At 39.9% G+C, this 21,418-nt stretch carries 16 protein-coding genes and 1 CRISPR repeat array; of the genes, 7 read left to right on the top strand and 9 right to left on the bottom strand.

Annotation, left to right across the window (positions count from 1 at the left end; genetic code table 11):
* Positions 1-168: 168 nt before the first annotated feature.
* Entirely contained in the window at positions 169-1,137 is a 969-nt protein-coding gene (locus tag NCWK1_RS07150; protein ID WP_146033959.1) for a hypothetical protein, read from the top strand.
* A gap of 13 nt (positions 1,138-1,150) precedes the next feature.
* Positions 1,151-1,588, top strand: coding sequence for a hypothetical protein (locus NCWK1_RS07145; RefSeq protein ID WP_146033958.1), 438 nt, complete (start codon positions 1,151-1,153; stop codon positions 1,586-1,588).
* 88 nt (positions 1,589-1,676) lie between these two features.
* On the opposite strand, the gene NCWK1_RS07140 is transcribed toward NCWK1_RS07145, so the two are convergent.
* Complete coding sequence (locus NCWK1_RS07140) at positions 1,677-2,315, bottom strand: TetR/AcrR family transcriptional regulator (RefSeq protein WP_096575984.1); 639 nt, start codon at positions 2,313-2,315, stop codon at positions 1,677-1,679.
* A gap of 141 nt (positions 2,316-2,456) precedes the next feature.
* Positions 2,457-3,989 carry a phenylacetate--CoA ligase family protein gene (locus NCWK1_RS07135; RefSeq protein WP_103124238.1) on the bottom strand — a complete coding sequence of 511 codons (1,533 nt, stop codon included), beginning with the start codon at positions 3,987-3,989 and terminating at the stop codon, positions 2,457-2,459.
* Between the two features lie 230 nt (positions 3,990-4,219).
* On the opposite strand from NCWK1_RS07135, the gene NCWK1_RS07130 reads away from it, so the two are divergent.
* Both NCWK1_RS07130 and NCWK1_RS07125 read left to right on the top strand, forming a co-directional pair.
* Complete coding sequence (locus tag NCWK1_RS07130; protein ID WP_103124237.1) at positions 4,220-5,905, top strand: serine/threonine-protein kinase; 1,686 nt, start codon at positions 4,220-4,222, stop codon at positions 5,903-5,905.
* A gap of 118 nt (positions 5,906-6,023) precedes the next feature.
* Positions 6,024-8,150: a serine/threonine-protein kinase gene (locus NCWK1_RS07125; RefSeq protein WP_103124236.1), complete on the top strand. Its 2,127-nt coding sequence runs from the start codon at positions 6,024-6,026 to the stop codon at positions 8,148-8,150.
* A 53-nt stretch (positions 8,151-8,203) separates the two neighbouring features.
* Here NCWK1_RS07125 and NCWK1_RS07120 read toward each other — a convergent pair whose 3' ends face one another.
* Both NCWK1_RS07120 and NCWK1_RS07115 read right to left on the bottom strand, forming a co-directional pair.
* Positions 8,204-8,887 (bottom strand): methyltransferase family protein, encoded by a 684-nt coding sequence (locus tag NCWK1_RS07120; protein WP_103124235.1) that lies wholly within the window; start codon positions 8,885-8,887, stop codon positions 8,204-8,206.
* A 71-nt stretch (positions 8,888-8,958) separates the two neighbouring features.
* Positions 8,959-9,807, bottom strand: coding sequence for a sulfurtransferase (locus NCWK1_RS07115; RefSeq protein ID WP_103124234.1), 849 nt, complete (start codon positions 9,805-9,807; stop codon positions 8,959-8,961).
* A gap of 102 nt (positions 9,808-9,909) precedes the next feature.
* Here NCWK1_RS07115 and NCWK1_RS07110 point away from each other — a divergent pair, with 102 nt between their 5' ends.
* Complete coding sequence (locus NCWK1_RS07110; protein WP_103124233.1) at positions 9,910-10,593, top strand: LuxR C-terminal-related transcriptional regulator; 684 nt, start codon at positions 9,910-9,912, stop codon at positions 10,591-10,593.
* Positions 10,594-10,794: 201 nt separating this feature from the next.
* On the opposite strand, the gene NCWK1_RS07105 is transcribed toward NCWK1_RS07110, so the two are convergent.
* The gene (locus tag NCWK1_RS07105; RefSeq protein WP_103124232.1) at positions 10,795-12,384 is read right to left on the bottom strand and encodes a B12-binding domain-containing radical SAM protein; all 1,590 of its coding nucleotides are present in this window, start codon (positions 12,382-12,384) and stop codon (positions 10,795-10,797) included.
* A 462-nt stretch (positions 12,385-12,846) separates the two neighbouring features.
* Positions 12,847-14,667 carry a penicillin-binding protein 2 gene (mrdA, locus tag NCWK1_RS07100; RefSeq protein ID WP_103124231.1) on the bottom strand — a complete coding sequence of 607 codons (1,821 nt, stop codon included), beginning with the start codon at positions 14,665-14,667 and terminating at the stop codon, positions 12,847-12,849.
* A 325-nt stretch (positions 14,668-14,992) separates the two neighbouring features.
* Between mrdA and NCWK1_RS07095 the strand changes: the two genes are divergently transcribed.
* Both NCWK1_RS07095 and NCWK1_RS07090 read left to right on the top strand, forming a co-directional pair.
* Positions 14,993-16,612: a tetratricopeptide repeat protein gene (locus NCWK1_RS07095; RefSeq protein WP_103124230.1), complete on the top strand. Its 1,620-nt coding sequence runs from the start codon at positions 14,993-14,995 to the stop codon at positions 16,610-16,612.
* 232 nt (positions 16,613-16,844) lie between these two features.
* Positions 16,845-17,123, top strand: coding sequence for a hypothetical protein (locus NCWK1_RS07090; protein ID WP_422730841.1), 279 nt, complete (start codon positions 16,845-16,847; stop codon positions 17,121-17,123).
* A 292-nt stretch (positions 17,124-17,415) separates the two neighbouring features.
* Positions 17,416-18,607: direct repeats of the CRISPR family, unit length 37 nt; unit sequence ATTGCAATTTCAACTAATCCCTATTAGGGATTGAAAC.
* 71 nt (positions 18,608-18,678) lie between these two features.
* Here NCWK1_RS07090 and NCWK1_RS07085 read toward each other — a convergent pair.
* From NCWK1_RS07085 to NCWK1_RS30380, 3 genes are all read right to left on the bottom strand, one after another.
* Entirely contained in the window at positions 18,679-19,614 is a 936-nt protein-coding gene (locus tag NCWK1_RS07085; RefSeq protein WP_103124229.1) for an alpha/beta fold hydrolase, read from the bottom strand.
* Between the two features lie 136 nt (positions 19,615-19,750).
* Positions 19,751-21,118, bottom strand: a complete 1,368-nt coding sequence (locus NCWK1_RS07080) for a hypothetical protein (protein ID WP_146033957.1) — start codon at positions 21,116-21,118, stop codon at positions 19,751-19,753.
* A 196-nt stretch (positions 21,119-21,314) separates the two neighbouring features.
* The gene (locus NCWK1_RS30380) at positions 21,315-21,413 is read right to left on the bottom strand and encodes a group II intron maturase-specific domain-containing protein (protein ID WP_096584808.1); all 99 of its coding nucleotides are present in this window, start codon (positions 21,411-21,413) and stop codon (positions 21,315-21,317) included.
* Between the last annotated feature and the right edge of the window lie 5 nt (positions 21,414-21,418).

Below are 21,418 nucleotides of genomic sequence, written 5' to 3'. Positions count from 1 at the left end.
AAATTATATCTATTCATATTTTTATATTTGGTAACAAAAATCAAATATTTTCTTCCTAGGCAGATTAAAAACAAATATTTAAGTTTTAAAAATTAGAGCTATTAAAACACTATAGTAGCAGATATTAAATAACAGTGATTTAATAAATTTGCATATTTGTATTGAATCATGATGTCTATCAATTTTTGTGGTTGGGTAAAAAGTACATCTCGTAAATTCGCTTTAATTTTTGTGGCTATTAGTTTAACTATTAGTAGCTGTACACCAGAAAAACGAGCCATACTCAGGGTAACAGCAGAAAACTTCCGTTATCAAGCTTTTGAAGCTATTACATCATATAGAGAAATTAATCAACTGCAACTGAGAGACTCAACGGGTGATGAGCTAAATCAAATGATCAATGAATTACTCAATAATCCGATTATTGAAAATAATAGTGATGATGGTAGTATTAATTTTCAACAGTTGGATTTAATTATTTTAGGTGAAGAAAAGCAGCCGTCAGAGCTTGATGCAGCATTAGATAATTTACAGGCAGAATATGATCAGGTTGTAGATATATTTACAAATCTGGAAGCAATTGATTATGGCAGTAGCAAGATAGTAGCGCAAACGGCTCAACCTGCAAGGTGTTTAACTGTAAAAATGCTCCGTCTTGCTCAACTTTTACAAAAAAATCCACCCAAACCGAAAAATCCGGAACGAGCAGAGATTGGTGTAGAGTTAATTAAGCTGCGTCAAGCTTATAGAGAAGCGAATATATCTGAAACTGACAAGCAGGAAATTGAAAATCAAGTTGGTGGATTAATCAATAAATGGCGAAGTCTAGATTTAGAAGAAAGGGAAATGATCGACAATGCGATCGCTAAATTTATAGTAGCAGCAGATAAAGGACAAAGACTCTCGAAACTGATTGATGAATATCCCCATCTTAGCTTTGATGTAATTTCGGCGAGAATTACCCAAATTTTAAGTTTAACTACAAATATTACTGGGAATAACTACAGTTCATTGACAGGTAGAATCAACGTTGTTGAGCAAGAAATAAAATCAGATAAAACTCTGAGTAGTTTCTTTATAGATGTTGTCAATGGGCAATCAAAGCCAGATAAATCTCAACTTAAATGCCAAATTTAAAAGGGTAAAAATTATGAATCATGAGCCTGTAAATAACATTATATCTGTAGTAGGTAACAAAACAATTGATGGTTTATCAACTATTATTGCTCAGTTGCAAGCAGAGCCAAAAGATAGTATTGATCTACAAAAATTACAAAATACAGAAAATGAATTACAAGATATATTGCTGATGCTGCAATTTGAATTGAAGCAAGCAAAAGATAAAAGTAATTGGGATTTAGTGAATACATTAAGACCAGCAATTCATGAATGTAAATACACAATAGATAGTGTGAGAGCCGCGATTATTAATAAAATTGTTATCGGGGTAAATTCTGAAAATATCCAAGAAATGCAAAAAATCTTAGCAGATATAGATGAAGCACGCAAAACCCAGATGCAGATTAATGTGGCAATTGGTTTATTTAGCTTTTTGCGTAAGCTATTATCTGGGAGGATTTTGCTTTAGTAGAAGTTTGATTATGTAGTTAAAATACCAGACTTTATTAAATAAGGTCTGGTGTCTGAAAATAAATTATTTTTATCTATTAAATATATTAATTATGAATACTATTTGTACTTAAAACTGGTACAGGAGCTAAACTAATACCTCGGACAAAAATATCTACACAAGTATCGATATATTCATCACGGCTATAATTCTTGTTTTTGAGTTTGGCGTTGTGGCAAAGCATACCTGCAAGTAGCATTCCAGTAAACATATCAACTGCTGGTACTGGATCAAATTCAGGTCTAACAGTACCATTTTTCTGACAAGATTGGAGATAAGCAATGAGTTTTTCGCTTAATGGTTGAACAGCTTCTTGAATGACTTGTTTAGCTGCTTCTGGATGACGTTTAGCTTCCCCAATGAACGTACGAATTAAGTCTTCTTGAGCTTCAAGCATACTGTTATAAAGTTTGGCATAGCGTCTTAAGTCAACACGCAAATTTTGTGTCCAAGTTTCAGGGTGAGCCAATGCTTCTATTTGGAGTGTGAGAGCATTTTCAATAACTGCTTTGAGGAGTTGTTCTTTGCTGGCAAAGTGACGAAATAAAGTGACCTCATTGACACCTGCAACGCGAGCTATTTCACGGGTAGTTGCGCCTTGTACCCCTAAACTAGCAAATACTTGTGAAGCGGCTGCGATTAAACGTGTACGGGTGAGAGTGGATGAACGGATATTTTTAGTCATTTTGCTTGCAAGTGCTTACTTGCATTATATTTAAGAGGAAAAATGTTTGATTAAGCAACTTACTACAATATTTAGCAAAAAATTGTAAAGTTAATAAAGCCTGAGAATACGTAGATTAATCAAGTTTGACAAAATTTCCATTTACTTGCGTGTATAGCGGTGCTTAACGCCGATGGGGAAATATTCGCGATCGCCTGTTGCTGCTAAAGCAACCTGTGGTGTTTGATATTCTAGGGGAACATAATTAGCAAACTCACCGTTGAGGCGTAACAATTGCGCCAGAATTGACTCGGTGATGGCTTGGCGTTTGTCTTCACTACCTTCAACGTCTGGTGCTAGTTCTACAACTACAGATAAAAATCGGTTTTTGTCTGCATCTTCTTTAACTTGTAAGACAAATTTACCAGTCACCCATGTTTGAATGACTGGTTGTTCTAAGCCAACACTGACATTTTCGGGATAGATATTTGCGCCGAAGTAAGACACCGTAAAGTTAGAGCGTCCAAAAACGTAGACGAAAGGTAAGGGGTGAATTCCTCTGGGGGAGTGCTGAGTTATTAGTGCTGAGTGCTGAGTGCTGAGTGTTTCTAGTGGGTTGAAGTTCCATTCTGCTAAAAACTCCAGCATTGCATCGTAGGTAATAATTCCGCCAGTGTCGAGAATGTCGTAGCGTATTAGGGGAATACCATTGTCGCCAGAGAATAATAAAGAGTTGTTCTGCGCCTCAAAAAAGCGACTGGTGGGGTCATATTGGACTAATGTGGGTAAACGAGACTCACCAAATAACGCTCTAGCCGCATCGGGATTTTTAGCTAAGAAACGACGAATGCAAATACTCAAAGGCGTTTCATTACCTAACACGCCAGCATCCGCAGTTCCGTAAAGTGAAGCGAAATCGTAACAAGGGTTTTGCGAACCTACTCTTTCACCAACTAAGCTGCGCCATTCTTCGCTAAATACTTCTCCTGCCATGACTAGCTTAATGTGATATTGCGACCATTCCACCCCACGACTTAAACCTGTGTCAATGACATCTTTGAGGAATGGCGGATATCCCAAAAGGACAACTTGCTGAAAATTTCCCCCTAGTTCTTGAACTACGCGCAAGATTTCTTCTTTGTTGTTACCAGGTGTAATAACAGTGAGGGGATAACCTTTACTCGCTAGATAGCGACAGCAATTAGTCGTGAACATTCCCCCCACCCAAGTTCCCAGGGTGAAACAAATTACTGCAAGGGTGCGTCTAGTGTCTGTAAAAAAACTATCATGAAAAATTTGCTCAAAGCGTGTAGCAATTTGCAGTTCATCGGTGAAGAAGCGCGGCCAAAATGTGGGTTTACCTGTGGAACCAGAAGAAGCGGCTATCATATCGCACTCTGCTAATTGACCATTGCGACACAAATCGGGCAGAGGATAACGTTGGATATAATTTTCTTTAGCGATCGCAGGTAATTGCTGAAAATCTTCTAAAGTCTGAATTGTATCAGGATTAATTTCTCTTTCTGCTAAAAATGCCTTGTACGCTGGGACATTTGCGGCGACATCGTGAAATAACGTTAAGACTGTTGGTGAACTAGCGGTGTTGCAGTGTCTTTGTAGTAGGGTTTCTATAGGTGTAGAGATGAAATCTTCAAATGCCTTGATGCTTCGCTGTTGTTGGGAATTAGCGTTCATAAATCTATCTCCAGTCGTTGAATATCAAGCCGATTTGATTTTAAACGCCCAGGGATGCGGAGGTAAACGCAGCGAAAAGTTGCGTGCGGAGAGAAATTGCGTGCGCGGGTTCCCTCCGTTGAGCAAACTTTTCAAGACAAAGGTACGCGGAGTTAGATGAAGTATTATCCGTAAACAGAACTACTCTGGTTGTAGTAATTTATAAAAACCCTCATTTATCCTTCAGCACCATGCAGGTTTATTGCAGTAAACAACACACAAATCTTGACAGTAATCGGTTTTGTACCACTTGCGGTGAACCATTGCCTCTGGCTGTTGGGCAAATTGTCAATCAACGCTATCAAATTATAAGTCAGCTAGGACAAGGTGGTTTTGGACGTACTTATTTAGCCGAAGATAAACAAAAAGCCAATCAAGTGTGCGTGCTGAAGGAATTTGCGCCACAAGTCCAAGCACAACAAGATTTACTCAAAGCCAAGGAGTTATTTGAAAGGGAAGCAAACGTACTGAAAAAACTCCAACATTCGCAAATTCCCCAGTTTCATGCTTCTTTACAGGTGCAGATAGGTAGTAAAGATTTTTTCTTTTTGGTGCAAGATTACATAGAGGGTGATAATTATTGCCAGTTATTAGAACAACGTCAAGCTAAAGGACAAACTTTTACGGAAGAAGAAATCATTCTGCTGCTGCAACAGATTTTACCTGTGTTGTCTTATATCCATTCCAAAGATGTTGTACATCGTGATATCTCACCGGATAATTTGATTTGGCGGCGTTCTGACCATTTACCTGTGCTGATTGATTTTGGTGGGGTGAAGCAATTACCCGCATCCCAAGGGTTTTGGTTCACAAAGTTAGCGGTGAATCACACGTTATTAGGTAAAAAAGGTTACGCACCGGAAGAACAAATTCGTCAAGGAAAAGTATTTCTCAGCAGTGATTTATATTCTTTAGCGGTGACGATACTCGTATTATTGACAGGGAAGGAACCGCAAAAATTATACGACAGCTATCAAGGGCTATGGTATTGGGGTAAGGAAATTAAAGTTAGCCCCAAATTAGAATCGGTATTGAAAAAGATGCTGGCTTATAAACCGAGCGATCGCTATCAAACAGCCGAACAAGTTCTCAAAGAGTTACCATCGCCAGCTGTCACTAAACCAGGTAATCCATATATTACCAAACTGAAGACTCAAATAGTCTCGCCGGGACAAAAACGCGCTAACGCGATAGTCAGTAGAATCCATCAAAGAACTCAAGCTGTGAGCCGGACTTTACCTTTACCTATGTGGTTACGTCCTTTTGCAGTGAGTATGCTGGGTACAGCCATAGTCGGTTTAACAGTTGCTGGCACTTTGGCAGCGGTAAATGCCGTAGTCAGAGGTATAACATCTATCACCATACCTTCTATATCATTGCCCACAATACCATCATTACCTAATCCGCTGGCTCAACCAGTCAGCAACAAAGGAAATGGGGATGTGCTGGCGCGTCGTCAAGAGTTGGAAATATCAGAAGTCTTCTTCATCCGGATGGTAGACGCTTTATTTTACAGTCAGAAGCCAGAAATGCAAGGGCGCACCATCACATCGAAATCGGAAGATAAGGCTTTGCGCGATGAGTGGTTGAGAATTGGTGATGACTTGTTGGATAAACTAGAACAGGCTGAACTCAGCCCCGCCGCACGTAGGAAAATGGGAAGCTACAGTCAAAAAGATTACGAAAGATGGAGACTGCAAGCTAGAACTGGAAAGTTAGGTGACTATACAATGAGTCAGTTGAACAAAGAGACAAATCAAAAATTTGCCGAATTATTTCCCGGAAAGCAACAGGAGAAACAGAACCAACAAACTTACGGTCAAATTTGGTATGCGATCGCGGCTGATAAAGTTAGTAAAATACAATCGAACAATTAGTTAAGGTGTCAGGGTGATGAGTGTGATAGGAAGCAGGGGTGTAAGGGTGCAAGGGTGCAGCAGTGTAGGGGAAGAATGTATGACTCATTCACCACTATTGACTATTGACTATTGACCAATGACTAAATTCTATTGCTCTAAAGGTCATGAAAATCCCACAGGTAGCCGATTTTGTCTCCAGTGTGGTGAGAATTTGCAAGGTTTACCTGTAAGTAATGGTATTCAAGCTGGTTTAACTTTAAGCGATCGCTATGTTATTGTCCGTCAAATCGGGCAAGGTGGATTTGGACGCACTTATTTAGCTGAAGATATCAACCGCTTCCGCGAACTTTGTGTTTTAAAAGAATTTTCTCCCCAAGTACAAACAGCTTACGTTTTACAAAAAGCGGAAGAACTATTTCAGCGTGAAGCTAGTGTTCTCTACAAGTTGCAACATCCCCAAATTCCCCGCTTTCGTGAACTGTTTCGGACAAATCTGCAAGGTAAGGAATACCTGTTTTTAGTGCAAGATTATGTAGAGGGACAGACATATAATTCTTTATTAAATACCCGCAAACAGCAAGGTTTACGGTTTACAGAAGCAGAAGTACGGCAACTATTACAGCAGATTTTGCCAGTTTTAGAATATATCCACTCCCAGGATGTGATTCATCGAGATATTTCGCCAGATAATTTAATTTTACGCACTGCCGACCAACTACCAGTATTAATTGACTTTGGTGGTGTGAAACAAGTAGTCGCCACAGTTGCTTCGCAATATTACCAACCAGGTGCAGCAGCTACGCCCGCGCCGACTTTATTGGGTAAAATCGGTTTTGCACCATCAGAACAAATGCAAACTGGTGCAGTATCGCCCCATAGTGACTTATATGCTTTGGCAGTCACGATATTAGTATTATTAACAGGTAAACAACCACAAGAATTATTAGATAATTACACTCTGGCTTGGAAATGGCAGCAGGACGCTAGTGTGAGTCCGATGTTAGCACAGGTGTTAGATAAAATGTTAGCGCCTCGTCCGAGCGATCGCTATCAATCTGCTAGTCAAGTTTTACACGCACTTAACCCTACACCGATTCAATATCCTGTCACTCAACCACCTGTTACACCTCAGCAGGAAACCTCCGCTACTTTCGCAGTCGCCCCTTCTCCTTCAGTTAATCCAACACCGCCGCGTTTCATTCCTGCATCCCCCGCACCTATTTCCCAAGCCAAAAGTCAGTGGACACCAACTAAAACCTTTGCCGCAACATTAGCAGTTGTTAGTGTGATTGGGGTACTGTGGTTAGGGACAAATCGCAATAATAATGATGGTGGGAATAATATTGACCCCACACCAACACCCAGCGTTACCCAACCCGTTGATGCTTCCGAGAATTATTCCCCAGAAGAAAAGCAACGCAAAGAAAAATTAAGCGATCGCCGTCAAGAGTTGGGAATTGAGCAAAGCTTTTATGTAAACTTAGTTAATCAAATCTTTTGGCGGAGAAATCCTAGTTTACAAGGGCGTACCATCAGCGATAAACCAGAAGATGAAAGTTTGCGGGCGGCTTGGGATAAAACTGCGGATGAATTGTTAAGTAAACTTTCCGTTCTCAGTAATCAATCACGGCGACAACTAGGGAATTATACCGCAGCCGATCGCGATCGCTGGAAAGCCGCAGTCAATAAAATTAACGTTGGTAGTCGTGCTTTATATGATTTAGGCGACGTAGCTTTTTACCGCATATTTCCCGAACAGCGTGGGCGAGATTTTATGAAGGAACCCATCGGGCAAGTTTGGTATGGGTTTGTGAATGATCAACTTAGTGCTATCCTCAATGGCAATGCTTTTGCCAAGATTGTTTTTGATCCAGAAGCTACAAGTAAAACAGTCAGTGGAACTCTCAAACCAGGAACTGGTAAAATTTTCATTGCTGGACTAGCTAAAGGGCAAACCTTAGATTTGAATCTCAAAGCGAGTTCTCAAGTTTTATTATCAGTTTATTCCCCCTCTGGCAAAATCAGACTTTTAGAAGACTCGACAAAACGCACTTTAACCGCAGAATTACCCGAAAAGGGATATTATGAGTTTGCGATCGCTTCTACAGCCTCAACATCAGTAGATTATCAACTCACTATTTCTGCGGAAAATCCCATTCCTGTGGAAACACCAACACCAACACCCACAGACACACCCATAGAAACGCCCACACCGATAGAAACGCCGACAGAAACACCTACGCCTGTGGGAACAGAACAGTAAATATTTACGCCACTCTACTTATCAGTTCATGATGGAATTGTAATTAATTGCCTTTACCAAAGGTATGGTAAAAGCTTGTATCGAACTCTTTCGGTATAAACATCGTAACCTTTTAATTCCTGGCGTAAGAATTTTTCTTCAAACTGAACGCGTACAATTAACAGTAGTATAGGTAATATCGAATACAAAACTGCCGCATAAGATTCTAACCACAAAGGCATCCCAATCATCAATAAAATCGCACCTGCATACATAGGATGTCTCACCAAGCTATAAACTCCGGTGTCTATTACTATTTGTTGACGATCTGTCTGATGCTTGACTACTGGTGCAGCAAAAGTATTTTCCTTGAAAGAAAGAGAAATAATCCACCAACCCACAATAAAAAGCAACAGTCCTAAGCTGGAAATTAGTGTACCTGGTTTGCTCAATAAGTGAAATTGGAACAGGTCTAGGGGAATAATAGCAATTAGACAGAAGAATGCAATGACGAAAAGGCTAATAATAATTTTGTCAGCAATAGGTTGACCTTCCTGGATGAATGGCTTGAGGCGTTCATTCCATAATTCTTCATTCTCTCGGAACACAGTGATCATCACTGCAATCACGCTCACAGAAACAACACCAAGAAATATCCACGCACGCCACCAAAAAAGTGTTCCTGCTGGGATAAATAATAGTCCCCCAAAAATCAAAAGATTCCAGAAAAGAGCGAGCAGAACCTTAAAAACAAACATACTCTTTTCCCTCCTTGTTTTTCACCAAAGGATTATTTTATTGTATCCAAATTTGTCAAGCCCAGTCACCATCAGCATTTGCCATGTGCGGATGGGTCTACTAAACGACTCCATTCATTCCAAGAGCCGTCGTAATTGCGAACATTTGGATAGCCGAGTAGATACTTTAAAACAAACCAAGTGTATCCAGAACGCCCACCGATCGCACAATAGGGAAAAATTTCTTTATCGGGTGTAATACCTTTACTGGTATATAGATTTTTTAATTCGTCGAATGATTTAAAAGTACCATCTTCATTTAGTGTCAGGAGATGTTCGAGATGAACTGCGCTGGGGATATGTCCGGTGCGTTCATTGGCCTTGGGTGGCTGATTAAAAAACCACTCACCGTTGTATTCTTGAATTGTGCGGACATCTAACAAAATGGGTTCCTGTTGATGAATTGCCGCTTCAACTTCAGGATGTAAGACTCTCAAACTATGATTAAGCGCTTGAGGTTGATAATCAGTGCTGGGAAATGTAGATAACTCAGTTGCGAGGGGACGATTTTCTGACTGCCATTTTTGATAGCCGCCATTGAGAACTCGGACATTATCGTGACCAAAGACTTTTAACAACCAAAAAATCCAGCCGCCGATGCCGGGATAACTGCCGTAGGCAACTACTGTTGTATTATTGGTAACGCCTGAGCGTGCCATCAACTTTGTAAAAGCGATCGCATCAAAATTTATCTGCAAATTTGGCAATAGTAAATCTGTAAAAATGTTCCAAAATACAGCACCAGGGATGTGAGCATTTTTGTAAGGCTCTGGACTCACATCCACTTCGATAATGCGAACATGAGGATCATTGAGATGATCTGCCAGCCATTGAGTATCAACAATAACTGATGGATCAGCGTAATCAGAATTTGTAGTCATAGTAAATTTCTCCAAAAAGGTAAATACTGAATTTGACTACAGCTAAGATAAATCTGATTGTGATACTGCTCCTAGACCTCGAAAGTGTACAATTTGCCAATTATGGTTGCTTTAATCGCTCTATTTCGTGCAATTGCCCAAGCTAAAGATGAACAGACATTGCGATCGCACATATCCGCAGACATGAGTCAGTATTTTTCAGCTACACGCTGCGGACTGTTTTTCTTTAATCAAACTCATCTAATTGACAGCAATGTTCAAAAAGTGTTGCAAGTTGCTTTATCACCCCAATACAACCCAGTTGCCCGCTACTTATTAGAACGCCATGCGCCTGTTCATGAAGCTTTGGTAGTAGAACCGAAAACATGGCGATTGATTTGTCCGCGTGCTGACCACTGGCACGTAATGGCAGGGCCAATTGTCAGTAATGGTCAGCTAATAGGTGCTATAGGATTTACCCGTGAAAAAGGAATGCCTGCATTCGATTCCCACAACCTCACAGATTTGAGTGCGATTTGTCTGCATATTTCCACTTGGGTAACAATGAGCAAATCCCAACATCTACCCTTACAAACAGCGCGTTTAACACCTCGTGAACTGGAAATTGCTACTTTAGTCGCCCAAGGACGAAGCAATGCAGAAATTAGTCGTGAATTGTGGATTACCGAGAACTCTGTGAAACAAGCTTTAAAAAGAATGTTCCGCAAGCTAGAAGTTTCATCTCGCACTCAAATGTTGGCAAAGCTTTCTACAGTTGCACAGTCCCAGCAATTGCCGAAACGATAATTGTAATTTTTATCATGAAAATATAAATTTTGGTATTTCTTTAGATGAATTAATAGATAGTAAATAGTAATAAATCTCAAAATTAGCAGTGTTCATATCCCCGACTTTTTAAAGAAGTCGGGGATCTCGCCTAGTCAACTTTAAATAGCGCGATCGCGCACAACGGTTGGTATAGTAAAGTAGGGTAGGCGATCGCCTATCCTACTTTACTAGTACTGGTTCTTGCTTAGGTAATGCAGAGGCTGTGAGTGGGTCGTAGCCTAATTGTTGAGTAATTCGTTGCCTAGCTAAAACTCGGTACTCCCAAAAATGTTCTCCCGCAGCGCATAGTCCTAAATACATATTTAAAACTTGCGGTTTTGTCACCAGAATTGCCCATAGTTGTTGCCAGAACTGCACACGAATTTCCGGTTGACGTAAGCCTTGAAGCCAGATTAACTGAACAACCAGCCGCAATGCCTTGCCTGGAGACAATTGCATAGCTTGTTTTCGCTGGGCGAGGGAACCAAGACTTAGACATTGCTGAAAACAGCGTCTCAGATAGTTTCTAGGTTCATATAAAGTCCATAAGCCCTCTACATATTCTCTGGCAATTTCATCAATGGAACGTGTGGAGATGAAATTCATTAAGGTATTCTGGTCTCCCACTTCAGTTCCACCAATACCCTTACTTTCTAATAAACGCTGCTCTTTTTGCAGACGGTTCCATAAAGCAGTATTGGGCAAAGCTTGAAGAATGCCCAACATTGGTTGAGGAATATTGGTTTGTTCGACAAAAGCCTGAATTTTTTCTCCTGCGCCTGGGCGTTCTCCATCAAAACCGAGGATAAATCCTGCATAGATGAGTATGCCTGCTTGATTAATCTTTTGACAGGCTTGCACCAGAGGACTACGAGTATTTTGCAGTTTTTGTGTTAAGTGCAAACTTTCTTGGTCAGGAGTTTCTATGCCGAGAAAAACTGCATAAAAACCTGCCTCATTCATTAATTGCAACAGTTCTTCATCTTCGGCTAAATTCACAGAGGCTTCAGTGATGAATGTGAAGGGATAGGAGTGCTGCTGCATCCAAGGAATCAACTCCCGCAAAAAACGTTTGACGTTCCGTTGATTGCCAATAAAGTTATCGTCAACAATAAATAATGACCCTCGCCAGCCTAAATCATACAGAGTTTGTAATTCGGCGATGGCTTGCAGAGGCTCTTTTGTGCGTGGTTTGCGACCGTAGAGCGTAATAATATCGCAAAACTCGCAGTTAAAGGGGCAACCGCGAGAAAACTGGATAGCCATCATCAAGTAAGCATCCCGTTTTAGCAAGTCAAAACGAGGCATGGGGCTTTGGCTGACATCAGGTTTTTCCAGAGAGCGAAATATCCCCTGTTCTTGACCTTGATTGAGGGCTGCTAAAAATTGCGGAACAGTTAATTCCCCCTCATCCAAAATTAAATAATGCGCTCCAGAGTTCAAAGCATCTTGTGGAATAGATGTTGGGTAAGGGCCACCGACTGCGACTTTTTTACCTAAGCGCACAGCTTTTTGAATCAGGGCATGAAAATCTGGTTTCTGCACCAGCATTGCCGACAAGATGACGATATCGCACCACTCCCAATCAGCTTCTGTTTCCAGATTGACATTGCGATCGCAAAATCTAATTTCCCATTCTTGGGGTAGTAGTGCTGCAACTGTGATAATTCCTAGTGGCGGTAAAACGGCTTTCAGTCCGGCGATTTCCATGAAGCGATCGTAAGACCAAAAGGACTGGGGAAACTGAGGGTAGAGCAATAATGCTTTCATAAAATCCTTGTTGCAAAACTTCTGCTATCTCGGACTCCCATCAATAGCCAACATAATCCGTTCGGGAACTGATATGTTGCTCCAAACAAAAGAACGCCTCATCTCTGCACTACAATTTAGGCATATAGGCATGATAAAAATAATCAAAACCTTAATTTGTTTGAGTCTTTTAAATTAGCAATACATCTGTCAGAAGATTTGGAATATCTTCTTGTTAAATGAATCAAGAAAGACATCTAAAATACTACAACTCAGAAGGCTTCTCTTCTCTCTGTCTAAAGTAAGAACAAATTGATATTCATAGTCTGTAGGCGGAATATTCATTAAACTGGATTGAATTGCAAGATAATTCAGAAGTCAAAATCAATAATATCGCCGAGAATCCAATTCTAAATTCTCGCTTCTGACTCCTGAATTCTGTTTTGATAAAACCAATGTTGCCAGACTTAGCCCACTTTCAAACTATGGTTTTTTCGCCTCTGGTTTTTGATATTTACCTGGATACTTTCTTTGGTAATAGTCTTCCATAATTTGTAAAATCATTGGCGCGGCGATCGCACCACCACCACCACCAGAATGTTCTGCAAAAGCGACAATTACCATTTCTGGGTTATCAGCTGGCGTATATGCACCAAACCAAGCATGATTTTGCTTGACGCGATTTTTCCAGGCTTCTGCTGTACCACTTTTGCCAGCCACAGAGGGAATTGTCGGCTTATTTAAAGCTTTACCTGTACCTTCAGCCACAACCTTACGTAGTCCATCGCGCAGAACTTTAATGGTTGTCGGCTGCATATTTAAAGATTCACGCCAGCTTTTAGCTTCTTCATTATCTTTGAGTAAATGCGGCTGGACTCGATAGCCACCATTTGCTGGAACTGCAAACATAATCGCTACTTGCAAAGGTGTGGTTTGTAAAGCACCTTGACCAATAGACATATTAATTGTATCGCCGACAGTCCAGGGGATTTTCCAGGCTTTTTGCTTCCAATTTTCATCTGGGACTAAACCTTTGGTTTCTTCTGAGGTGAACTCAAAGCCAGTTTTTTGCCCAAATCCATACTTGCGAGTCCATTCAATTAAAGTCGGGCCACCAACTCCCCTACCTATTTGATAAAAGAAAGTATCGCTACTCCACTGTAATGCGCCGACAAATCCTAAAGGCCCGAAACCTGCATGGTTCCATTCGCCAAATCTGGTTCCGCCAATGTTTAAAGAACCGTAGGTTTGTAAAACTGTGCTGGGAGAAAATTTCCCTGATTCTAACCCCGCAGTTGCAGTGACAATTTTAAAAGTACTGGCGGGGGGAAAGGCGCTGAGGGCGCGATTTACCAGAGGATGGTCTTCACCTTGGACAGATTCCCAGTCTTTTTGCGTGAGTTTTTGTTTAGAAAAGATATTGGGGTTAAAGGTGGGATGGGAAACTAAGGCTAAAACTGCACCATTTTTTGGGTTAATCGCCACAATAGCACCATCGCGATCGCCCAAGGCTTTTTCGGCAGCTTTCTGTATATCTAAATCTAAGGTCAAGTGTAGATCATTCCCGGCTTTGGCTTGTTTCTCTCCTAACACCCGCAACGGTCGCCCAGCCCCATCTACTTCTACTTGCTGACCGCCCCATTCACCCCTTAATAATTTCTCATAAGCCTTTTCGACTCCCATCTGACCGATGACATCACCTAAGCGATAGCCTTCTTGTTTTCTTTCTTTTAACTGTTCAGCGGTTAACTCTCGTGTATAACCCAGTACATGAGCAAGGGCTGTGCCGTGGGGATAGTAACGTACGGCTTCCGTATGAACTTCTACTTCTGGTAGTTCGTTTTCATACTCCTTCATCGCCGTGACTTGTGCTTCATTCAAGTCACGGGCAATTCTAATTAAAGAAGATGAATATGCACCGGCTTCATCTAGCTTTTTTTCGATGTCTGCTTGGGGAATATCTAAAATGCTGGCTAACCTTGGCCCAACAATTGGCCAAGAAGGTTTAGTATGTGCCATCGGCCAAAGATACACAGAACGAGGATAACGTGTACTAGCCAACAGTTTGCCATTCCGGTCAAAAATATTTCCGCGTTCTGGTTGTTTAGCAATTACCCGAATGCGGTTAGACTCAGCCCGTTGGCGGTGCGTTTCCCCCTCAACAATTTGCAAATAAGCTAACCTCGCCCCAATGCCCGTTAACATTGAGAGAGTGAATAGGATTAAAAATCCCGACTGAAAATTGCGCCCGACTGTACGTGTATTTTTTTTACCACCAAGAGGAGAGGGATGTAATATTGCCATAAATAGATTAATTTACTGATAAGTACTATATGTATTCAATAAGTCTGAGATTGTACCGGGTATTACTGTAAATTACAATAATTTTTTGTATATAGTTTTACATAGTTGAGTCAAACTATATTGCTGATTAAGTTTATCAACAATTATTGCAATTAGCTATTCACAACGTCTATAGCTACCCTAAATTATTCTTGACAATCTAAATCCTCAACTTATTGAATAAGTCGGGGATATGGGAAATATGAGTTTTCCCCACTATTAAATGTTTACGCGGCTGGAATATTTGAATACAATAATCTAAATTCAAAGATTCGCAGATATATCAATGGACTGGATTACGCTACTGCGATCGCTACAGTCTGATTTTATTCAAAGGTTAACATCCGGTTCTCTGCTTCATTGCGAAACAGAAGCTCAATATAGTGAATTAATTATAATCTCTGGCGAAAGATTAAAAATTCTGCGAGATTTTTGCTGGCTGATGGCGGAAAAATATAAGCGGGTTTCGCCAGTACGTGACGTTTTTATCAGCTATCTCAAAGGTAAATTAGGTGAGGAAGTTGTCAAAGAACGTTTGGCGGATTTAATTACCGAAGTCGATTATGAAAAACGCTTCGGCGGTGACGGTAAAATTGATTTTACCCTGACCACTAACCCATCAGTCGGCATTGAAGTCAAATCTCGGCATGGCAGCCTTGATAAAGTAAGATGGTCTGTCAGTTCCGAAGAAGTAGAAAAAAATGCAGTTATCGTCTGCATCTTAATTCAAGAAGAAGTACACGAAGCTCAATCTGAATATCATCTTTTTTTGGCTGGGTTTCTACCTACCCGGATGATTAAACTCAAAACAGGGAGAATCGCTTTCGGGATAGAACAATTATTATATGGTGGTGGTTTGCGTTGCTATTTAGAACAGTATCAACCCGCCATTAATTACAACTTAGCCAAGTTAGAAGATAACCACAAACCGCAGAGTTTTTTATCAACTAATCATTCTCAGTTATTTTCACCTAAGTTACCAGTTAATCAACCTGAGAAGTCATTAATATATCCACAAGAAATTGATTATCTAAAACTAGGGCATAATTGCTTAGTTAAAGGAGAATATTCAGATGCGATCGCTCACTATAGCCAAGCCTTAAAATTACATCCAAATGATGCAGAAATTTATTATCAGCGGGGGTTAAGCTATTATCAACTAGGAGATTATGCAGAAGCGATCGCAGATTATTCTCAAGCAATTAAAATTAATCTCAATGATGCCAAATTTTATATCAAACGAGGTTTAGCTCATTATCAATTAGGCGACTATACCGCAGCTATTGATGATTATACTCAAGCTATTAGACTAAATCCTAATATGGCTGTTGCTTATAAAAACCGCGCTGATGCTCGTTCTCATTTAGGAGACAATCAAGGCGCAATCGAAGACTATACTCAAGCACTCAAAATTAATCCTAACTATGCCATAACTTATAAAAACCGTGGGATGTCACGTTATTTTTTAGGATATCAGCAAAGTTTTACTAAAGCCATCAAAATGAATCCCCACGATGCGATTGCTTATAAAAATCGTGGTAATGCTCGTGCTGATATAGGCGATTATGAAGGTGCAATTGATGATTACACTCAAGGCATTGCCATTAACCCTCATGATGCTCATGCTTATTACAATCGAGGTAACGCTCGTTATGATTTAGGCGATAATGCCGGAGCTTTTGAAGATTATACTCAGGCAATCAAAATTAATCCTAATTATGCTGATGCTTATTACAACCGTGGCAATGTGCAATCAGAAATTGGAGATAAACAAGAAGCAATTACAGACTTTCAAAAGGCTGTAGAACTTTATCGTCAAGAAGGCAAATTAGATGCGCTGAAAGATGCACGAGGACGAGTCTTAGATTTACAAATAGAAGAATCATTAGATATTTTAAATTTTTAAATTAATTTCTTATATAATTCTCTATCAACATTCAATTAAAACTCTAAAAACCCTATAATTTCGTATTATTTGATTTCTCTAAAAATGGTGGAATTATTAATAAAAATCTTTGCATTAGTAATTGACAAGTATAATTTTATACTTTAGAATAGAGGCATGAGAAAAGCGATCGCCCTCGGCCAAGAGTCTGCGATCGCCTTTCTCTAATACCCAACATCAGAGTACAAATATTATGATGCCACAAATCCAAAAGTCCGCCCAGCCAAAGTTACAACAATATTTAGGTAACGCAGATTTTCATCTAAACACCCGCAATCAATCTCCAGAACACCAACTTCCTCACCGCGAACCAATTAAGCACATACTGATAGGCTCTACTCAAGTCGTTACTAGTACCATTCATCATTTACACATCGTTGGTTACGCCAGCGTCGGCGACTGGAGTCCACTGCTACCAACCGCCAACTCAGATGAAGTCATGAGTATTTTAATCCGCCAAATCTTGATGTAATATCTAGATCCCCGACTTTTTCAAAAAGTTGGGGATCTGAACAGCACAACAAAAAATCTCTCCAAATGCGCGAATGGGTAGGTGTAGAAAATCGCCTTTAAGCAACAATCGCTGAATTCCTTAGAGTACAAGCTTTTTCCAGAAAATTTCATTAAAATCATCCGCGCACCTTACGCAGTCTATATTTCAGATATTTTCGTTCAATCAACTGACATTTGCTTGTGCTAAAATCATCCCATCCGCGAAATCGAACCTTGAAAACTAAATATAGTAAGCTTTTCTGGCTCCCGCGATTGCAATTTCAACTAATCCCTATTAGGGATTGAAACTCATTTGCAATTTTCAACCCTAGCTCTAACATATAAAATTGCAATTTCAACTAATCCCTATTAGGGATTGAAACCTTGCAATTATGGCTTTTACTGCTATAATTGGAAATGATTGCAATTTCAACTAATCCCTATTAGGGATTGAAACAGTAAAAGCGCCACCTTTTTGACCAACGCTTGAGATTGCAATTTCAACTAATCCCTATTAGGGATTGAAACGCCCTTCAACAAGTGCAATAGTATATTTAACACTATTGCAATTTCAACTAATCCCTATTAGGGATTGAAACGGTGATGGAGTTGGTGATTTATAAGGATTGGGAATATTGCAATTTCAACTAATCCCTATTAGGGATTGAAACTGTATGCCCGTTTTGCTTTTCATTATTCGCTTGAATTGCAATTTCAACTAATCCCTATTAGGGATTGAAACAGCTCAACCAAAGACTACTCAAATAATGCCTGCTATTGCAATTTCAACTAATCCCTATTAGGGATTGAAACGTAGGCGCGGATGGTAGGAGCGATCGCCCAAATTGCAATTTCAACTAATCCCTATTAGGGATTGAAACCCTTTAGGAAGGAACCACACTTGTACGCCTGGTGGATTGCAATTTCAACTAATCCCTATTAGGGATTGAAACGCAGCACAATTTGGCTTAGAATTGCAGTGGATCGAGAATTGCAATTTCAACTAATCCCTATTAGGGATTGAAACGAAAATGGGAACAATTTAGCTGCAACAGATTAAATTGCAATTTCAACTAATCCCTATTAGGGATTGAAACAGACATATTACACACTGCAAATAATTAATCTATCCTAATATTGCAATTTCAACTAATCCCTATTAGGGATTGAAACAAGAGCAGCTTTACTCAAAGGAACGCGAACAGTTTTGGTAATTGCAATTTCAACTAATCCCTATTAGGGATTGAAACCTCTTCCGGGAAGCGATTTTTGAGTCGTGCGATATTGCAATTTCAACTAATCCCTATTAGGGATTGAAACGTAAAGATGGGTATAGCCCCCTCTTTATAAAAGGCGAATTGCAATTTCAACTAATCCCTATTAGGGATTGAAACCATATATACGCACCTGAAGGGCAGTACTGGAGTATTGCAATTTCAACTAATCCCTATTAGGGTTTGAAATCTCAGATATTCAATTTAACCGAGTGCGATCGCATCTCAACTAGATTGGGTAAAGCACCCAACCTAATATTACTAAGAAATAGACATAACCCAATCTCTTAAAAGTTGATTGACTTGCTCTGGAATTTCATCATGGGGACAATGACCTGCATTGAGAAAATATTCGGTCAGTTGAGGATAATATTGCTGGAATTTTTGGGAACGTTCTTTTGCCTTCATCCAAGGATCAGCTTCGCCCCATAATAATAATAAAGGGCAGGTTAATCGCTGCAATAGCACATCAACTTTTTCTCCTTGAGGGCTGCTAAAAACAGAAACAAAAACATCAAAAGCGCCAGTATCAAAAGCAGGGCGATAAATGTCTTCTACTAATTGGTCTGTAATTGCAGTTTTATCTAAATAAACTTTTTCTAAAGTGCGGCGAATTACCCAACGTTGTCGCACATATTGAAATATTAAAAATCGGGAGAAAGATTGTTTCAAAACCCACTTAACACCATTACCCAAAATTTGCTGTAATGGTGACGGTTGTTTTGGGGGTTGAATTTGTGATTGTAAAGCTTCTGGTTCGGCCGTGGTTTGGTTTTCGCTAAAGGGGCCAGCGCTATTGAGTAATACTACTCCAGCAACACTATCAGGATATTGGGCTGCAACACACAAGCTGGCATAGCCACCTAGAGAGTTACCTGCTATGACAGCTTTGCGACCAATCACTTCTCTAATAAAATCATGGAGTTGGTCACGCCATAAATCACCACTGTACTGCAATTTGGGTTTAGCCGATCGCCCAAATCCTAATAAATCAATCGCAAACACTTCAAAATCTTGATCTAATCCATTGATATTTTTGCGCCAGTGGTCTGTGGAAGCGCCAAACCCATGCACCAACAACAAAGGCGGACGTTGCGGTTGTGATTTTCCTGCACGCACATAGTAAACTTTTTGACCTCGCCACTGCCAATATTGACCAGGAACTGCATTTGTAGAGGCTGCTGTACTTACCTGCATAGTTATAAGAAATGTTAAGTAGTTCTTAATAATTGTAGAGCAGGATAGAAGAAGGAGTAGGGGTGTGTACAGGCTCCTTGGGTAAGACGGTGGCGTTGCAGGAGATGATGCAGTGATATCGCTCTAACCAATAACATCAGTTATTTGAACTTGAAACTGCTATTGTTTCAGCTTTGCTATTCAAATTTGTCAATAAATTTGTATGTAATCGATTAGGTTCATCTTGAAGATTAACAAGACCATGACTAATTGGTGGTTTATAACTACTCAAATCAACCCAACGATACCAAGTGTAACCAACCAGACCAGGATGAGTTAGAGCTAGTGCTAAGGAGTTTTCGCCATTACGAAGCATACGTTCTGTCGGAGATAAATCATCTATTGCTTCTTCTGCTAAAAGATGCTGAGAAAAAACATTATGTCCCCAACTAAACTCAGTATTCAGCACAGGTAAATGTGTTGATTGGTAGTAAATATCCATCCGATTATACATATCGTAGCGATAATTGTTAGCAGATACTACATCGACCCAAGGTCTTTTAACAGCTGAAAAAACTTCTTTACTAGGCGGTTTACCAAACCTACATCCTAAGATTAAATGATTACGGTCATAGCGGTGAATAGCTGCCGCTGTCAACATAAAATATCTGCTGGCATATTCTTGTACAAATAATCTGAGGTCTTGCAAGTATGGTTGAGAGATAATAGTAATTTCTGCCTTTGTTAACTGCTTGATGTGTTTAAGAGTCTTGGTATTTAGAAGCCAATCACGAGCTAATTGCTCTAAATTATTTCCATGTCGCTGAAGTACAAATTTCCATGCAGCCTGATATGCAGGTTGTTTTGGATCTAGACTCAGACACAATTGCAGCAACGCAGGTTTAACTTGATCTGTTAACAACAATTCTGGATTCAACTTTTCTTTGAGGTCTGGTGTTTCCAAATCGTACCAGCTCAGTTCATTATCAGTGAAATAGCCAACAAGAAGTTTGCTCTGATGTATAGAAGTAATTACACTTTTTGCTTTGGCATCAATTGCTTTTATCCATTCTGGGTCAAAGACATCTGGTAAGTTCAATTTCCAATCATCTAATTTCAATCCCGCGGGTGGAGTTACTTTCACAAAATCCAGTATCACAGTGTAAGGCATACCCCGATCCCATAATTCAGCAGGAGTCCAGGCTCCCAAAGCATTAAAATTCCAACTTCGCAGTCGCGCAAAAGCTGCTTGACGGAATTTCGCAGGATCTCTACCATATTTTTTGGTCACAATAGGTACATAAGCATCTGGATAGCCAAAATTGACAGAAGTTACTCCTTTGTAAAAAAAAGCTTTGCCATCAGGAGCGATAAACCACCAACGACCTTTGGTTGATTGACCCACTTGGAAAAAACCCGGTTTACCAACTACTGTTTGAGAAACAATTTGTACCTCATCAAGAGGGCTAGTAGTGCCATGAGCAACTAATGTGTTGAGCAGTACACAACTCAGTAGAGTAATCAAGAATACAAATGATAAAGCACTACATTTAACTGCCAATCGATTGAAAGTTTTATAAATCATCAGGATAGATTGTAGGTGAATTCTGGCGATTCTCTAGGTTCTGGCATACCAAGTGGCGTTTGGCAAGCTGCATCTCCATTCACCTGTTGAGCTAAGTCGATTAAGTTTGAAATAATACTACAGCCACATCTAATGCCTAAGCTCTAAGCTTTGAATATATTAGGTGGTCTAAGGTAGAATATACTTCTTTACTTACCACTGTTGAATAGTAATTTGACCATTGACCATTGACTATTAATC

Source organism: Nostoc cycadae WK-1, from assembly GCF_002897135.1.
Classification (GTDB): Bacteria; Cyanobacteriota; Cyanobacteriia; order Cyanobacteriales; family Nostocaceae; genus Nostoc_B.
This window is presented reverse-complemented; position numbering and strand designations above follow the sequence as displayed.

Coding starts and splice junctions, on each gene's coding strand:
- NCWK1_RS07085 (WP_103124229.1), bottom strand. CDS start 19,614: ATGCAGGTAAGTACAGCAGCCTCTACAAATGCAGTTCCTGGTCAATAT.
- NCWK1_RS07135 (WP_103124238.1), bottom strand. CDS start 3,989: ATGAACGCTAATTCCCAACAACAGCGAAGCATCAAGGCATTTGAAGAT.
- NCWK1_RS07095 (WP_103124230.1), top strand. CDS start 14,993: ATGGACTGGATTACGCTACTGCGATCGCTACAGTCTGATTTTATTCAA.
- NCWK1_RS07150 (WP_146033959.1), top strand. CDS start 169: ATGATGTCTATCAATTTTTGTGGTTGGGTAAAAAGTACATCTCGTAAA.
- NCWK1_RS07090 (WP_422730841.1), top strand. CDS start 16,845: ATGATGCCACAAATCCAAAAGTCCGCCCAGCCAAAGTTACAACAATAT.
- NCWK1_RS07130 (WP_103124237.1), top strand. CDS start 4,220: ATGCAGGTTTATTGCAGTAAACAACACACAAATCTTGACAGTAATCGG.
- NCWK1_RS07105 (WP_103124232.1), bottom strand. CDS start 12,384: ATGAAAGCATTATTGCTCTACCCTCAGTTTCCCCAGTCCTTTTGGTCT.
- NCWK1_RS07145 (WP_146033958.1), top strand. CDS start 1,151: ATGAATCATGAGCCTGTAAATAACATTATATCTGTAGTAGGTAACAAA.
- NCWK1_RS07125 (WP_103124236.1), top strand. CDS start 6,024: ATGACTAAATTCTATTGCTCTAAAGGTCATGAAAATCCCACAGGTAGC.
- NCWK1_RS07120 (WP_103124235.1), bottom strand. CDS start 8,887: ATGTTTGTTTTTAAGGTTCTGCTCGCTCTTTTCTGGAATCTTTTGATT.
- NCWK1_RS07110 (WP_103124233.1), top strand. CDS start 9,910: ATGGTTGCTTTAATCGCTCTATTTCGTGCAATTGCCCAAGCTAAAGAT.
- NCWK1_RS07140 (WP_096575984.1), bottom strand. CDS start 2,315: ATGACTAAAAATATCCGTTCATCCACTCTCACCCGTACACGTTTAATC.
- NCWK1_RS07115 (WP_103124234.1), bottom strand. CDS start 9,807: ATGACTACAAATTCTGATTACGCTGATCCATCAGTTATTGTTGATACT.
- mrdA (WP_103124231.1), bottom strand. CDS start 14,667: ATGGCAATATTACATCCCTCTCCTCTTGGTGGTAAAAAAAATACACGT.